Here is a 16,440-nt window from a genome sequence, read left to right as displayed (position 1 = left end):
GACGGCGGGCTTGATGGCCGTACGGAAGCCATCAAGGATGCTGTCGAGGCCGTGGGCGTCGATCTGTGCTCCATCGTCAAGTCCAAGCTGATCGACCGCACCGCTGGCGCGGGCACCGTGACCGGCTACAGCATCCCCAACAACAACGCCATGTGCAAGGGCGACGCGACGGGCGGCACCAACGTGATGAACCCCTGGCAGGCCCAGGTGGACGGCGAATACGCTGGCCCCACCGTCGTGTCGGTTGACCTCGTGGCCCTGAACCTGACCATCGGTGGCCGTGTGCTTCAGCGCAACGTGATCGTGTTCTACAACGTGCCCACCGACGTTGCCCAGGGCATCGACACCGCCGTCGACGCTCGTAACGACGGCCTGGCGGGCAGCTGCGTCGGCCTGGGCGCTGGCTACCTGCGCAACGGTGGCGCCCAGCTGGCCGCCGGGGCTGCTATTGAAGCCACCGCCTGGCGCGAAGCCGTTTCCCAGACCAGCAACCAGGCGCTGTGCCAGACCGTCGGCATCATCCTGGACTACTGATCCTCTTCAGTTTCAGGTCGCTTTCAAGAGACCCGGCCCCGGCCGGGTCTCTTTCTTTTGGCGTCCCCTCCGCAGCGGGCGCCTGGGGTGGGCGGGGATTTCAGAACTGCTCCGCTGTGTCCGGAACATATTGTCATGGCCGATGAATGACGGTATGGACTGGGAGAGATGGAACACAAGGAGTACAGCCTTGACCAATGATGTCTTCGACGTGCTGGGCCTGAAGCACAATCCGTTCTCCATGGCCGCCGACACACCGGGCTATTTCCACACCGAGACCACCAAGCAGATTCTCGACGAGCTGGCCTTCGGCATCCTGTCGCGCAAGGGATTCCTGGTCTTGAGCGGCGAGGTCGGCGTGGGCAAGACTTCGCTGCTCTACCAGCTCCTGCGCCGCCTGGAGGGCGAGCAGCTAGTGACCTCCTGGATATTCAATACCATGCTCAACAAGGAGGAGCTGCTGCACGCCATTGCCCGCGATTTCGGGCTCGAAGCCCCGCGCGAGGCCAACGTCGCCCAGCTCGTGGAGCTGCTCCAGGGTTTCCTGGTGGAACAGAACGCCGCCGACCGCAACTGCGCCATCATCGTGGACGAGGCCCACAACCTGTCCCTGCCAGCCATGGAAGCCCTGCGGATGCTCTCCAACCTGGAGGCCAGCGGTCGCAAACTGGTGCAGATCCTGATGGTCGGCCAGCCCGAGCTCAAGGAGCGCATGGACGAGCCCAAGCTGCGCCAACTGCGCAGCCGCATCACCATCTACCGCGAATTGCAGGCCTTCACCGCAGAGGAGACCGGGCGCTATGTGAATTTCAAGCTGGCCGCCGCCGGGTCGCAGCTGCGCATCGCCAAGGCGCCGCTCAAGCTTTTGCACATGGCCACCGAGGGCAATACGCGCATGATCAACCTGATCATGGAGCGCAGCCTCTATGCGGCCCTGGCCTTCGGGGATCGCGAGCTCACCCCGCGCGTGTTGCGCGCCGCGGTGGACGAGATCGCCTCCTGCCAGATCGATGTGGCCGCGCGCCTTGCCGCACGGCGGCGCCGGGCCGTGCGGCTTGTGGCGGCCGCAGTGGTGCTTGTGGTCTTCGCGGGGCTGGTTGCGCCGTGGGTCCCCGGGGCCGGGGGCGCCCGCAGCCCCCTCGGGCTGGCCGTGGAGGCGTATCTCGCCCGCGGCGCCGCGCAGGACGCGCCTTCACAGCCGCAGGCTGTCGCGTCCGCAGATGATGCTGGGCGCAAAGACGACAGCAACAATGCATCCCCGGCACCTTCCACACAAGCTCCTGCCACAGAGACACAAAAAGTTGCCGTCGCGGAAAATGCAACGCAGCAGAGCGCTGTTGCGGATTCTGCAGGCACGACACAGGGAAATAACTCCTTGACAGGAATTTCCAAACCTGAGACAGACTTGGCAAATGCAGACGGTTCGCTGCAAGCTCCGGCGCCAACGCAGGAGATGATGGCCTTCCTGAAACCCTTTGGGCTGGAAGGGAAGGCGGGGGATCTGGCGGCGGCCTTGCAGAGACGCGAACTCGTACTGTTTGAAAACGTCTTGCCCCAGCGCTTGCAGCTGCTGCGGCTGGACAGGCTGCCCAAGGAGGAGGGAGTTCCCTTTGCGGCCCTCCCCTGGAGCGATGCAGCCGCCGAGAGCCCTTCGTGGCTGGTGCTCTGGGAGCCTCCCTTCGTGGTGCAGGATTTCTACTACGGCTACCGGAACGAGAATATCCTGGCGCTGCAAAGAATGCTCAAGCGGCTGGGGTACTACTGGGGCCCGGACGATGGGATGGTCGGCCCGGTGACGTGGCGCGCGATCAACAGCTTCCAGAAAGACATGAAGCTCAAGCGCACCATGTGGCCCGACCCGGAGACTGTTTTTTGGTTGAACGTCATGTCGAAGCAGGGTTGACGCGAACAGGCGCGTTCCCGAAACGCCAAACCCTCCGCGAGGAGGGGACGGAAAGCCCACGGGTCTCTCGCAGACGGCCGGGCCACCGAAGGACGCACCGGGCGCAATCGCGCTTCGGCGTAATTCCGAAGTCAGGTGGACCACATGGCTGCTCCAATTCGAATCGGCGACCTTCTGCGGGAAAAAGGCTACATCGGTGACGAGCACATCCGCTACGCCTTGCAGGTGCAGCGGGTGACAAAGGAAAAGCTGGGCCAGGTGCTGACCCGCACGGGCCTGGTTTCCGAGTACGACCTCGTCTACACGGTGGCCCAGCAGCTTGGCATCGACTACGTCAAGCTCGACAGCGTCCAGCCCGACTTCCAGCTTCTCAAACGCTTCAACCGCAACGCCTGCCTCGCCCAGCGGGTGTTCCCCTACGGCCAGACCGCCGAGGGCGAGGTCGTCGCCGCCATTTCCGACATCCCCGACCCCAAGCTCGACCAGTTCATCCTGCGCGCCACGGGCATGCGCCCGCATTATGTGATGGCCGAAGAGTCGCGGGTTGTCTCGTCGATCTACAACTTCTTCTACTTCCTGGACAACCCCGTCGAGAAGCTCATGCAGCGCGAGGTCGGCATCATCGCCGCCGACACCAGCCGCACCGTGAGCCCCGACGCGCTGATCAACTACATTCTGCTGCTGGCCGTGAAGCAGCGCGCCACCGACGTGCACCTGCGGCCCATGTCCCACGGCATCGCCGTGGCCTACCGGGTCGACGGCGTGATGGTCAACGTGGCCTTCCTGCCGCCGCAGCTTTCGCGGCTGGCCACGGCCATCAAGCTCCAGGCGGGCATGGACATCGCCGAGCAGCGCCTGCCCCAGGACGGCCGCTGGACGGCCAACCTGCTGGAACGGCGCTACGACATCCGCGTCTCGTCCATCGTCACCCCCTTTGGCGAGAACATCGTCATGCGCCTGCTCTCCCAGGAGCGCGCGAGCTTCAGCTTCCCGGCCCTGGGCTTCCTCCAGGAGGACGTGAGCATCCTCGCGCGCATCTTCGACGAGCCCTTCGGCATCCTGCTGCTCACCGGCCCCACCGGCTCGGGCAAGTCCACCACCCTGGTGGCGGGCCTGACCTCGCTGGACCTGCTGGGCAAGAACGTGCTCACGGTGGAAAACCCCATCGAATATGTGGTTCCCCTGGCGCGGCAGACCCAGGTCAACGAGACCGCGGGCTACGATTTCTCCAACGCCATGCGCCACTTCCTGCGCCATGACCCCGACGTGATCCTCATCGGCGAAATGCGCGACCAGGAGACGGCCTCCACGGCGCTCACGGCGGCCACCACCGGCCACCTCGTGCTCTCCACCCTGCACGCCAACACGGCCATCGGCGCCCTGCCGCGGCTGCAGGGCCTGGGCATGGACACCCAGATGCTCTCCGAGAGCCTCATCGGCGTGGTCAGCCAGCGCCTGGTGCGCACCATCTGCCCGCACTGCAAGGTGGCCTACCGCGCCGACGCCGACGAGCGGAAGTATCTCGGCGTGAACGTGGATACCCTCTACAAGGGCGAGGGCTGCGACGCCTGCAACCACACCGGCTACATCGGCCGGACGCTCATCTACGAGATACTGGTGGTCGATCGCGAGGTGCGCCAGGCTATGGAGAAGGACATCGAGCTGACCCAGCTCGAGGACATGGTGAGGCGCAAGGGCTTCCGCAACATGTACGACGTGGCGGTCATCAAGGTCCAGCAGGGCGTGACGACGGTCGAGGAAATCCAGCGCGTGCTGGGCAAGACCCGGTACTAACCCGGCCCCGGGCCGGCAGGCAAACCACGGACGACAGCCATGGCATTCTTCAGATTCAAGCTGCTAACAGCCAACGGGCGCATCGACCGGGGCGTCGTGGAGTTGCCCTTCAACGACAACCCTCCGGCGATCCGCTATCTGGAGCGCCAGGGCGGGGTGGTCATCGACATCCACCGGCTCGGCGCGGCCATGTCCTGGCTGACCCGCGTGGTGACCCAGGGTTTCACCCGCGTCAAGCGCCCGGAGCTCGCCGAATTCTTCAACAACATGGCCATGCTGCTTGGCGCGGGCGTGCCCGTGCTTTCGGCCATGGAAGAGATCATGCAGGAGATCAAGAATCCGATGCTCCTGATGACCCTCAAGTTCATGCGCACCGACATCGAAAGCGGTCAGACCTTCGGTGAGGCCCTGTCGCGCCATCCCAAGGTTTTCAACCCGCTGGTCCAGTACATGTGCCGCATCGGCGAAGAGACGGGCATGCTGGACAAGATGTGCGCGAAATCCGCCAAGCACCTGGAGCACGTCGAGCAGATCGTCAGCGGCACCAAGCGGGCTCTGGTCTACCCGGCCTTCATCCTCACCGTGGTCGTGGCCGCCTGCGCCTTCTGGTTCTATGTGGTCGTGCCCAAGATCCTGGCCCTGTTCATGGACATGAAGGTGGCCATCCCCTGGCCCACCAGGGTGCTCATGGAGATCTCCAACTGGTTCCAGAACTATTTCGGTTGGAGCATCCTGGGTTTTATCGCCTTTGTGTTCCTGGTCGGCTTCTTCCGGCGGCGCAGCACCTGGTTCCACTACCGCACGGATTGGGTGATGCTGCACATCCCGGTGCTCAGCAACATCATCCACCTGTCCACCAACGCCCGCATCTCCGAATATCTGGGCATCCTGGTGGGCGCGGGTGTGGGTGTCGTGCGTACCCTGGAGATCATCACCGACTCCATCGAGAACCTCGTCTACAAGGGACGGCTGATCCTGGTGCAGGACTCCGTGAAGAACGGCAACCCGCTGTCCGACTCCATGCGCCAGGCCGAGGCACTGCATCCCTTCGCGGTGCGCATGGTCTCCGTGGGCGAGCAGACCGGGCGCATCGAGGAGCAGACCAGCTATGTGGCCGAGATATATCGCCAGAAGCTCGACGGCATGGTCGAGGTCCTGGGCAAGACCCTGGAGCCCCTGATGCTGGTCATCATGGGCGTCATGTTCGGCGCTATCTTTGCGGGACTCATGCTGCCCATCTACGAGATGATGGGCCAACTCGGATAAAGGGGGCAGAGCAGTTATGCGTTGGCTTGTCAGTATAGTGGTTTGCGTGGCCTTCGCCGCCGGGGCCGTCCTGCTCTTCCAGTCTCTGGGCGAGTACAACACGGCCAAAACCCAGCTCATCGCGCTCCAGCAGGAGCGCGGCGACTACGAGCGCCTGGCGCGCGACTACGACACCCAGGAGCAGCGGGTGGCCGCCGTCAACAGCCTGTGGGGCGAGCTCCAGAGCGTGAATCTCAAGCCCGGCGACTGGACGCGCTTCCCCCTGAGCGTGTCCAAGGCCCTGGACTGGAAGGACGTTGAGCGCCTGCTCATCCTGTCCTCCAACCGCCTCAAGGACGACCCCGGGTACTATTTCAAGCCCGAGATGCTCCGGCTTTCGCGGGTGGTGGTGGGCCAGGACGGCCAGCCCGTGACTGCGGGCGAGTCCGCTCCGGGCGAGGCGGCTGCGGGCGTGGCGGCGGGCCTGGCCCCGGTGCAGAAGTTCGACACGACCATACGCGGAGCGTTCCTCATTCCCAAGTCTGCGGAATAGGTTTCGTTTCACGAATATGAAGCGGGGTAAAGCATGACCGAAGATCGGAAAAAACCCACTGTGCCCGGCACCCCCGGTTCCGCCGCGCAGGGGAGGGACGTTCCCGAGCTGGAACTCGAAGACGTTTCCTGGGAAATCGAAGGCCAGGGAGCGCCCGGGGCCCAGGCGGACGAAGCGCCCGCCCAGGCCGGGGAGTATGACATCCCCGAGGTCGAGGCCGAGACCCTCGAAGCCGGGGAGCCCGAGGTGGACGAGACGCCCGCTCCGCAGCCGACCAGGCCCCAGGCCGCGTCCCGGCTGATGCGCGAGAGCTATGTGGACCCCGAGGCCGACTACGCCGCCGATTGGGGCTGGCGCACGAAGACCTCCGGCTTCCAGGCGTTCGTGTTCAGCCTGCATGGCCGCAAGATGCTCGTCTCGCCGCGCGGGGTGGAGCCCATCGACGAGGTGGGCGGCATCGGCCGCTATTTCAAGTATCTCACCGATTACGCCGATTCCCCGGGCATGGGCATCCTGACGCTCAACACCGAGGCCAAATACGCCGAGGTGCTGGCGCGCAAGCAGCTCGAAGAGGCGGGTGAGCTGTCTTCCGAGGGCATCCTGCACGTCTTCTCCAAGCGCAAGCTCGAAGGCGGCCAGATCAGCGTGTTCTACGAGATCCTGCCGCGCGACCGCTTCGTGGGCGTCAGCGAATCCTACGCCGGCTACCCCCAGGGCTTCGTGATCCTGGACACCGTCTCCCTGCTTTACGGCCTGCTCAAGCGCCACGGGCGGGGCGCCCATGTCCTGGCCCTGCATATTCCCGGGGCCATCGTCATGGTCGCGGGCAAGAACGGCGAAGTCTACCTTTCGCGGCGCTACACCCTGGTGGGCGATGACGGCGATGCCCTGGTCGAGGGCATCTTCGCCCTGGAGCAGGACGTGGCGGCCCTGGAAAAGAACCTGGGCCAGCGCGTCAGCCACATCAACTGGATCGAGGGCCTGACCAACACCTTGAATCTGCCGCGCCCGGACGTGGAGATTCCCCTGGTGCCCTATCCGGTCCACCGCCTGCAGCACGGCGGCGAGACGGTCTGGTCGGCGTTGCCCGAGGCCGTGCAGGATGCGCCCATGTCGGCCATCCTCGGCCCGCGCGAGGAGCGGCTGCTGCGGCCCCTGGAGCTGGCCGAGAAGTACGTCTGGGCGGCCATGCTGGCTGCGGCCCTGGTGGCCTTCGTTGGCTATGGCTACGTCGCGTCGGCCAAGGGCGAGGTCATGCAGCGCCTGGCGGCGATGCAGTCCTCCAACGGCGCCCTGGAGTCGCAGTTGCAGGCCCGTTCCGCGCAGCTGACCTTCGAGGATGTGGGCAGCGCCATGCAGACGGCCTCGGAGCTGCGCACCGCCGCCCTGTCGCCGCCCCTGGGCGAGATGTGGAACTACCTGTCCTCCCTGCGCCCGGACTATCTGCGTGTGGACGGACTCGAGTTCGCCTACGCGCCCGAAGGGGTCTCCGTGCGCCTGGAGGGGCAGGTGGAAATGGATATCTCCACGGCCCAGCACGGGTTCGTGAAGTTCGTCAGCAGCCTGGAGCGCCAGGGATTCACGATCCAATCCAAACAGATCGACCTTGGGCTGGAAGGCAACTACTACTCGCTCAACGCCCTGTGGCCGTTGAAGAAGAAGGGGGACTAAATGCACCCGGGCAGGAGAAGCATTCTGGTCCGCTGGATCGCCTACGCGGTGGTCGTCGTGGTCACGGCCGCCTGGCTGTATGCCAACCAGCGGATCGACGTACCCCAGCAGTCCGGCATCGCCGAGCGGCTGGCGCCCAAAGAGGTGGCCCTGCCCCCGGACGAGGTCGCGCAGACCATCCGGGAGGCCGTGGGCGCGCTGACGAAGAAAATTCCCAACTACGGAGCCGTGGAGAAGGTCGACCCCACCCTGGTGGTCCTCGACCCCGAGGTTCTGGACGATTCCGAACGCTACGCCGCCTTGAGCCTGAGCGCGCTGTTCCTGGGGCCGCCCGCGAAATACGCCATCCTGAACGGGGTGGTGTATCGCGAGGGGGCGGAGCTGCCCGACGGGCGTGTGCTCCAGGGGATCGACGCCGACGGCGTGACCCTGGGCAAGGGCGGCGAGACGGAGCGCATCGAGTGGATGCCGACGTACCGCGTGGAGCTGAAAAAGGTCGCCGGCGAGCCCGGCGTGCGCCGCTCGGCCGAGGCCGAGGCCGGAACTGAGGGTGAAGCCGCTCCCGCGGCGCAGGGCCCCGCTGTCGACCTGGACAACCTGCCTCCGGACCTGACCCCGGACCAGGCGCTGCAGGTTCTCCAGCAGATGGGGCAGCAGCAGTAACGAGAGGGCGACATGGCCATATCCGCAAGCAAACAGGGCCACTCCCCTTGGGGGAACTGGAAGGAAAAGGGGCGACATATGCGCAGGAGTCTTGTCTACATCGGTTTCATTGTTCTGGCGCTTTCCCTGGCGGCCTGCCAGAAGGCGACGAAACAGCTTGAGAGCAGCCTGAACTACGACGCGCTCTACAAGCAGCTCAGGAAGGAGGACGAGCAGTTCACCAAGTTGCGCGCCCAGGAGGCGCAGCATCTTGAGCGGACCGCCGCCGTGGACGAAGGCATCATCGAGCCGGTGCTGCCCGAGTTCAACCCCCTGGAGGAGACCACCATCTCCATCAGCGTCCAGGAGGAAACCCTCCATAACATCCTGTACATCGTCGCCCGCAACGCGGGGCTGAACCTGGTCATCGAGCCGGGCATCAGCCTGGACAACCGGGTGACCATCAGCTTCGAGGACGCCTCCAGCGCGCTGGTGGTGGAAAAGCTCCTGGCCGCCTACGACCTGGCCTGGGAAGTCAACGACAACATCCTGATGGTGTCGCGCTTCGCCGAAAAGGTCTTCTACCTCGACTTCGTGAACACCAACGCCGAGGTGGCCTCGGCCAGCGGCGGCGACATCTTCGGCAGCGCGCTGTCCGGCCAGGGCCAGCTTTCGGGCACCTTCTCGGTGGCCAACACCCTGAGCGGTGCCTTCAGGGACGAGTCCATCTATGGGCAGGTGCTCAAGAGCGTTGACTCCATCCTGTCCGAGGAGAGCGCCTTCGGCGAGCAGTCCACCACCGGCGAGGAGCCCGATAACCCGGGCTACTTCGCCCTGGATCCGCTCACCGGCGCCCTGTATGTGCGCTCGACCCCCGGCAAGCTGCGGGCCGTCGCGCAGATGCTCAACAACCTGAAGACCAAGCTCTCGCGCCAGGTGGTCATCGATGCGCGGATCATGGAAGTGCGTCTTTCCGACGAATTCCGCTTCGGCATCGACTTCTCCTGGGTTGCCCAGCGCATGGCCTGGGGTGACGCCACCACGACGATGAGCTGGCTGCAGCGCGGCTCCACCGCCATCGGCAACCGCACCTTCGCCGACAACAACACCGCCGCCACCATCACCGGCTTCCGCAAGGGCGACGACGCCTTCAGCGCGGCCCTGGAGGCCATGCAGACCTTCGGCGGCGTGAAGGTCGTGGCCAACCCGCATGTGCGCGCCAAGCACGGCCAGCCCGCGCTCTTCACCGCCGGCAGCTCCCGCCAGTATGTCTCGGGCATCGAGCGCGACGTGGACGACGCCGGCAACGTGACCTTCACGGTGAACACCGCCTCGGTCTTCGACGGCGTGATGCTCGGCGTGCTGGCCTATGTGAGCGACGACAACAAGGTCGACCTGCAGATCTTCCCCATCAAGAGCGAGGTCCAGGAAACCAGCCTCGCCCTGGTGGAAGTCACCAGCGCGGGCGACAAGCTGACCCTGCCCCGGGTGGACGTGAAGAACGTCGTGACCACGGCCCGCGTGAACGACGGCGACACCATCATCCTGGGTGGCCTCATCGACAAGAACACGGACAAGGAAGACACCGGCGTTCCCCTTGCCGGTGACATCCCGATCCTCGGATGGCTCTTCAAGACCCGCGTCGAGACTGATGCCGTCCGCGAACTGGTCGTGGTCATGAATATCAAGGTGGTCCAATGAGCGTCATCTACCGCAGCCTGCAGCAACTGAAACGGGAGGAGGCCGAGCGGAATTCCCGCCAGGCGCCTCAGGCGGTTGCTCCGAGGATGAGCAAGCTCTTCCTCAGGGGCCTGCTGTTCCTGCTGGTGTTCGTCGTACTGGCCGGTTCCGGGCTGTACTTCGTCCAACGCGAGGTCACGCAGCTGGCCTTGCCGGAGGACCCGGTGCAAAGCGCGGCCGGCGAGCGCCAGGCGGTTGTCGAAAAAACCGTGGAAGAGGCCGCGACCCCGGCGGAGGAAAAGCCGACGGAGGTCGCCCAGCTCGCTCCGGCGGTCACCCAGGCGCCCATCGTGCAGCAGCGGCTGTATCGTGAGCCCGAGCCGGAGAAGCCCAAGGCCATCGACCTTTCCAAGCCCTCGCGGGCCCTGGAGCAGCACTTCGCCCAGCGCGCCAAACAGAACGAAAGCGTTCTGGCGCTGGAGCGGACCCTGGTCCAGGCCACGCGCCGGGGCGACGGCGGGCAGTCGCGGGAGATCCTGGACTCCATGTCCCGCGAGATCGGCAAGCAGGAAAGCGCCACGGCCTACAAATGGGAGGGCTACCTGGCCCTGCGCGAGAAACGCTACGCCGAGGCGGAGGGCTTCTTCCGCCGTGCCGTGGCCATCCGCGCCTCGGACTACGTCAGTAACATCAACCTCGTGTACGCCTTGCTCGGCCAGGGCAAGCGCGATGAGGCCGTGGTCATCTACCGCAAGCTCATCGACCGCTACCCCACCAACGACCGCGTGGTGAAGCTCGGCAAGGCGCTGGGTCAACTCTAGCATGTCGCATATGTCGCCGCAGCGGGCCGGGAGGGCACTCCCGGCCCGCTTTTTTCGTTGATTCTTTGCACTTGCGCCGGATAGGGATATACTTGTCTTGTTGGCGGGTGTCGTGAACGGGGACGACTGTCGAGGGGGCGGATATGGCCGGGCGGGATGAGGATCGCGGGGACAAGGGGCGCGGGAACAAGGCAGCGGACGGGGCGGCGCGCGCCGGGCGGCCCGAGGCCGCGCTGTCGGCCTTCCAGCTCTATCATCTGGGCAAGTATGCCGAAATCGGCATGGCCCTGTCGGGCGAGGACAACGTGGCCCGGCTGCTGGAGATGATCGTCCACGAGGCGCGCGAAATCACCGACGCCGACGCGGGAACTCTGTATCTGGTCAACGCCGAGCGGACCCACCTGGACTTCGCCATCCTGCACAACGACACCATGAAGACGCGCATGGGCGGAACATCGGGCGTGCCCGTCACCCTGCCTCCTGTGCCGCTGGATGTGGACGGCGAACCCAACCACGCCAACGTCTCCTCCTATGTGGCCCTGACCGGCGACATCATCAACATTGCCGACGTTTACGAGTCCGAGGAGTTCGACTTCACCGGCCCGCGCAAGTACGACCAGGCCACGGGCTACCGCTCCAAGTCCATGCTGGTCATCCCCCTGCGCAACCATGAGAACGACGTGATCGGCGTGTTGCAGCTGCTCAACGCCCAGGACGTGGCCCGGGGCGGGGAGGTGGGCGAGTTCGCCGACGACCGCGTGGGGCTTGTGGCCTCCCTGGCCTCCCAGGCCGCCGCCGCGCTGACCAAGACGCGCCTGATCCAGGATCTCAAGGATCTCTTCTACGCCTTCATCAAATCCATCGCCAACGCCATCGAGGAAAAGTCGCCCTACACCGGCGGGCATATCAACCGCGTGGTGGACATCACCATGATGATCGCCCGGCGCATCAACGAGACGGACGAAGGGCCCTTCGCGGAGGTGCATTTCAACGAGGACGAGCTGGAGGAACTCAAGCTGGCGGCCTGGCTGCACGACATCGGCAAGATCACCACCCCCGAGTGGGTGGTGGACAAGGCGTCGAAACTCCAGACCATCTATGACCGCGTGGACCTCGTGCAGCAGCGTTTCGACCTGGCGGCCCAGGTGCTGCGAACCCGCAGCCTGGAGCGCAAGGTCGCCCTCCTGGAGGGCGGCGCCCCGGCCCAGGCCGCGCAGGACGAGGACCGGGCCCTGGCCGAGGCGCTACGGGCCCTGGAGGAGGACCGGGCCTTTGTCATCGGCTGCAACGAGCCGGGCGAGTTCATGAGCGACGAGCGCCGCGAGCGCGTGCGGACCATCGGCGCGCGGACCTTCGATGTCGACGGCCAGCCCCGGCGCCTGCTCACCGAGGACGAGGTGGCCAACCTGTGCATCCGCAAGGGCACCCTGACCGACACCGAACGGGCGATCATCGAGAACCACGCCCGCGTTACCGGGCGGATGCTCTCGGAGCTGCCTTTCCCCAAGAAGCTGGCGCGCGTGCCCGAATACGCTGCCGGGCACCATGAAAAGCTCGACGGCAGCGGCTACCCCGACGGCCTGGACGAGAAGAACCTGCCGCTCCAGGCGCGGATCATGGCCGTGGCCGATATCTTCGAGGCCCTGACGGCCCAGGATCGGCCCTACAAGAAGCCCATGCCCCTGTCCCAGGCCGTGAAGATCCTTGGCTTCATGAAAAAGGACCGCCACATCGACCCCGACGTGTACGACCTGTTCCTGTCCTCCAAGCTGTTCCTGCGCTACGCCGAGCAGGAGCTGGCCCCGCAGCAGTTCGACGCGGTGACGGTGAACCCGGCCCTCAAGGGCCGCCGGGTGCTGGTGGCCTCGCGGCGCGACGTGTCGGGGCTTGTGGCCCTGCTGGAGAGCTGGGGCGCGCGGCCCGAGGCCGTGGACGGGCCCGAGGGGGCCCGCGAGATGCTCCTGGCGGCCTTTCGCGACTGCCACCCCTACCGGCTGGCCTTTGTGGACGACGACTTCTGCGTTCCGGGTCTTTTGGAGGATCTGTGTTCCCTGGAGGGCTTCCCGGGCTACAGCGTGCTTGTGCTGTGCGAGGGCACCGGAGCCGGAGGGCAGGGGCGCCTGGCCCTGCCCGTGGAGGAGAACGCCCTGCGCGAGGCCGTCTTCGCCGTGCTGGAGGGCCACACCTTCCGCGAGGGCGTGAACCCGGCCCTGTGCCTTGTGGGCAGCGCCGCCGTGCGCCCGCGGCGCAGTCCGGGCCCGGCCATCCTGCTGGTGGACGACTCGGCCAACACGCGGATGATGCTGCGCTACCACCTGCGGCACACCGACGTGACCCTGGACGTGGCGGCCAACGGCCGCCAGGGCGTGGACGCCGTGACCCGTCAGGTCTACGACATGGTGCTCATGGCCACGCGCCTGCCGGTGATGGACGGGCTGACCGCCGCGCGCGCCATCCGCGCCTGGGAGCGCGAAAGCGGCGCCCGGCCCGTGCCGCTGGTGGCCATGACCCTGGCCTACATCCCCCAGGACGCGAGCCTCAGCCTGGATGCGGGCTTTTCCACCACGGTGGAGCGCCCCGTGACCCGGGCCCGGCTTGATGAGCTGTTGCGCAGGTATCTTCCGGCCGGGCCGGATGGCGGGGAGCCCTGAGCCGGGAATGGTTTGCATCTTGCATGTCCTGCCTGCCCGGGGCCGGATTGCCAACGCGGCCGCCGGGCGGTAGAAGGGACTCCGGCGGGCGGCGCCTCGGCGCGGGCCGTCCCGGACGGGGAGCCCCGGGCGGCGCCCTGCGGCGGCCCCCCAGCACTGAACCTCCCCCGGCGGCAGATTCTGCCCGGGGCAAGCGCGGGAAGCGTTCATGAGCAAGATTCTCGACCAGGACGAAGTCGATGCGTTGTTGCGCGGGCTGTCCGGCGGCGAAATAGAGGCCGAGGCCGACATACCCGAGGACGATTCCGGGGTCGTCAGTTTCGACCTCGCCAACCAGGACCGGATCATCCGGGGCCGGATGCCGGTACTGGAGATCGTCAACGACCGTTTCGCCCGGCTGTGTACCAACGCCCTGGCCAACGCCATGCGCAAGCGCGTGGACCTGAACCCCATCTCCATCGACATGTCCAAGTTCGGCGACTTCATGCGCTCGCTGCCCGTGCCCACGTCCATCAACATCTTCAAGATGGACCCCCTGCGCGGCAACGCGCTGCTGGTGGTGGATTCGCGGCTGGTCTTCGCGCTGGTGGAGAATTTCTTCGGCGGCGCGGGCTCGCAGCCCAAGGTCGAGGGCCGCGATTTCACGCCCATCGAACAGGCCATCGTGGACCGCGTGGTCAAGATCGCCCTGTCCAACATGGAGGACGCCTGGCGCCCGGTGCACGAGGTGCACATCGAGCTGACCCGCTCGGAGATCAACCCGCAGTTCGCGGCCATTGTGCCGCCCTCGGACGTGGTCATCGTCGTGACCTTCGAGGTGGAGCTGGAAAACGCCATCGGCTCGCTCATCGCCTGCCTGCCCTACGCCACCCTGGAGCCCATCCGCTCCAAGCTGCACGCCTCCTTCCAGTCCGAGCGGCTGGAGGTGGACCATGCCTGGATCGCGCGCTTCAAGGAGCGGCTCATGGAAACACCGGTGGAGATGATCATCGAGCTGGGCCAGACCAAGATCACCGGCCGCCAGCTGCTGAACCTGGATGTGGGCGACATCCTGCTGCTGAATACCGACACCGAGCAGCTGCTGGAGGCCGAGGTGGAGGGCGTGCGCAAGTTCTACGGCCTGCCCGGAGTGGTCAAGGGCAACAAGGCTTTCCAGGTGGTGCGCGAGGAAGAGCCGCGCTACGCGTAGCGCGCGGGGGGCGCACGGTTTTCCGGCGGCCGCTGCCCGCGCAGCGGCCGCCTTGTTTTTGCCCCTTGGCGGCGGGGGCGGATTGGCATAGGAGCAGTCCCGTGCGCCCGCAGGCGCGCGGAACGGGGGAGAACGATGCGTGGCCTGATTGCGAGCGTTGCGGCCTGTGCGCTGGCCCTGGCGGCCTGTGCCGCCGGGGCCCAGGTGCCCGACGGCTGGACGCCGCTGGTCCTGCCCGGGCGCCCGGCCCAGGGCGAGGCCGCACCGGAGCATCCGCCCCGGGCCCCGGGCGGCCCGGCCGCGCAACCCGCCCCCCAGGCCCCGGCCCGCGCCCGGGACGCGGCGCCGCCCGCCGCCGGGGGCTCGGGCACGGTCCTGCCGAGCTTCGGCTCCCCCCCTCCGGACAGCGAGGCCGGCCCTCGTCCCGCCGCTGCGCCCGTGCGTCGGCGTTTCCGCCTGCGCCCGCCGGGCGCGGACCCCGGCGCGCCGTCCCCGCGCCCGCCCGTGGAACAGGAAACGCTGGCCCCGGATCCCGATCCCTGGGTGCCCCTGGTGCCGGAAGCCCAGGCCGGGGAGGAACGGCCCTGGGTGCCCCTGGTGCCCGAGGCCGCGCCCGCGCCCGGCCCAAGGCCCCCGCGCAAGGGCGCGCGCCCCGGGAGCGGGGAGCGGCCCGCGCGCTGCACCGGGGGCGAACCGGAAGGGCAGGAGAAGCCCTGGGTGCCCCTGGTTCCTTCCGCCTCCGCGCCCGCCCCTGGCGCGGCGTCCCCGTCCGGCGGCGGGGCGGACGCCCCCGCTTCCGCGGCGCCCCGGCCCTGAGGGGGAGTCAGGGCCGTTGCCCTCCCGGTGGGCAGGCCTGGGGAACTCCCCGCCGCCTTGCCCTTCGAAGCCCCGCCAGGCGGCAGGCTCCCCTCCGGTCTGTTTCGCTCCCCGTACCTTCGTTTGTCGGCGCCGCCGCATCCGCCCGGCGGCGCCCTGGCGTTGGCCGGGGGGCAGTGCCGCCAGCGGAGTTGGAACAAGGGGTGTACAGCCGGAAACAGGGGCAGCCTTCTGTCCGGGAGCATGGGCAATGTCTTCGGTGTCTGCTCTTCGGCTCCGCGGGACCGACCGGCCCGTGGGGCCGGATTTTTCCAGCACGCCCGGCAGGCCGATCCGGCGGACCGCCCGGCCCTGCGCGGCCGCGTCCCGCAGGCGCGCCCGTCCGGCGGCGCTGCCCTGCATTCGTTCCGACGGCCTTGCGCGGGCGTGCGCCCTGTGGCACATCTTGACGATGAAGTCGCGTTCCTCCTCGTTGCGCCGGGGCCTGCTCGGGCTGCTGGCCGTCCTTGCGCTGCTGGCGCCTGTCCCGGCTTCGGGGGACATGGAGTGCGGGGAAAACCTGTCCCCGGCGGACAGGGTTCACTGCGAGAATCTTTTGCTGGACGCCGTCGACGCGGAACTGAACCGCGTCTACCGCGAGGCCCTGGGTGCCCTGGATTCCCGCGGGGCCGAGCTGCTGCGCGCCGCCCAGCGCGCCTGGCTGGCCTACCGCGACCACAATTTCGAAACCTTCGCCGCCGCTGGCCCGGCCCAGGGGCAGGCCGGGCTGGCCGAGCGCGTGCGCGACCTGCGGCTCCTGACATCCAGCCGTACACGGGAGCTGGAACGCCTGCTGACCCTGGCCCGGAGCGAGGCGGCGGACCGCGCGGCCCTGGTTCCCGGCCCGCCGGGGGCGCTTCCCGAGCTTCCCGGCGCCGGGCCGGCCGGCCCTCCGGGCGAGG

At 67.1% G+C, this 16,440-nt stretch carries 12 protein-coding genes and 1 riboswitch; all 12 genes read left to right on the top strand.

Annotated features, from left to right (window positions below; all coding sequences use genetic code 11):
* The first annotated feature begins 51 nt into the window (after positions 1-51).
* Positions 52-534: a hypothetical protein gene (locus M0P34_RS05600; RefSeq protein WP_291497252.1), complete on the top strand. Its 483-nt coding sequence runs from the start codon at positions 52-54 to the stop codon at positions 532-534.
* A 190-nt stretch (positions 535-724) separates the two neighbouring features.
* Positions 725-2,437: an ExeA family protein gene (locus M0P34_RS05595; protein WP_291497251.1), complete on the top strand. Its 1,713-nt coding sequence runs from the start codon at positions 725-727 to the stop codon at positions 2,435-2,437.
* 14 nt (positions 2,438-2,451) lie between these two features.
* Positions 2,452-2,527: riboswitch (cyclic di-GMP riboswitch) on the top strand.
* Between the two features lie 54 nt (positions 2,528-2,581).
* Positions 2,582-4,231: a GspE/PulE family protein gene (locus M0P34_RS05590; protein WP_291497249.1), complete on the top strand. Its 1,650-nt coding sequence runs from the start codon at positions 2,582-2,584 to the stop codon at positions 4,229-4,231.
* A 39-nt stretch (positions 4,232-4,270) separates the two neighbouring features.
* Positions 4,271-5,497, top strand: coding sequence for a type II secretion system F family protein (locus tag M0P34_RS05585; protein WP_291497247.1), 1,227 nt, complete (start codon positions 4,271-4,273; stop codon positions 5,495-5,497).
* Positions 5,498-5,513: 16 nt separating this feature from the next.
* Positions 5,514-6,029, top strand: a complete 516-nt coding sequence (locus M0P34_RS05580) for a hypothetical protein (protein ID WP_291497245.1) — start codon at positions 5,514-5,516, stop codon at positions 6,027-6,029.
* 33 nt (positions 6,030-6,062) lie between these two features.
* The gene (locus tag M0P34_RS05575) at positions 6,063-7,700 is read left to right on the top strand and encodes a hypothetical protein (protein WP_291497244.1); all 1,638 of its coding nucleotides are present in this window, start codon (positions 6,063-6,065) and stop codon (positions 7,698-7,700) included.
* Entirely contained in the window at positions 7,701-8,363 is a 663-nt protein-coding gene (locus M0P34_RS05570) for a hypothetical protein (protein ID WP_291497242.1), read from the top strand.
* 78 nt (positions 8,364-8,441) lie between these two features.
* Complete coding sequence (locus tag M0P34_RS05565) at positions 8,442-10,043, top strand: hypothetical protein (RefSeq protein ID WP_291497240.1); 1,602 nt, start codon at positions 8,442-8,444, stop codon at positions 10,041-10,043.
* A gap of 86 nt (positions 10,044-10,129) precedes the next feature.
* Positions 10,130-10,843 carry a tetratricopeptide repeat protein gene (locus M0P34_RS05560; RefSeq protein ID WP_291497238.1) on the top strand — a complete coding sequence of 238 codons (714 nt, stop codon included), beginning with the start codon at positions 10,130-10,132 and terminating at the stop codon, positions 10,841-10,843.
* A gap of 143 nt (positions 10,844-10,986) precedes the next feature.
* Entirely contained in the window at positions 10,987-13,494 is a 2,508-nt protein-coding gene (locus M0P34_RS05555) for an HD domain-containing phosphohydrolase (RefSeq protein WP_291497236.1), read from the top strand.
* A 208-nt stretch (positions 13,495-13,702) separates the two neighbouring features.
* The gene (fliM, locus tag M0P34_RS05550) at positions 13,703-14,683 is read left to right on the top strand and encodes a flagellar motor switch protein FliM (protein WP_291497235.1); all 981 of its coding nucleotides are present in this window, start codon (positions 13,703-13,705) and stop codon (positions 14,681-14,683) included.
* A gap of 1,267 nt (positions 14,684-15,950) precedes the next feature.
* Positions 15,951-16,440 (top strand): lysozyme inhibitor LprI family protein (locus tag M0P34_RS05545; RefSeq protein ID WP_291497232.1); only part of this gene is annotated, 490 nt, incomplete at its 3' end.

The organism is Desulfocurvus sp. (assembly GCF_023230885.1).
Classification (GTDB): Bacteria; Desulfobacterota; Desulfovibrionia; order Desulfovibrionales; family Desulfovibrionaceae; genus Desulfocurvus.
The sequence above is the reverse complement of the archived record's forward strand: the minus strand, read 5'-3'. Positions and strand labels throughout refer to the sequence as shown.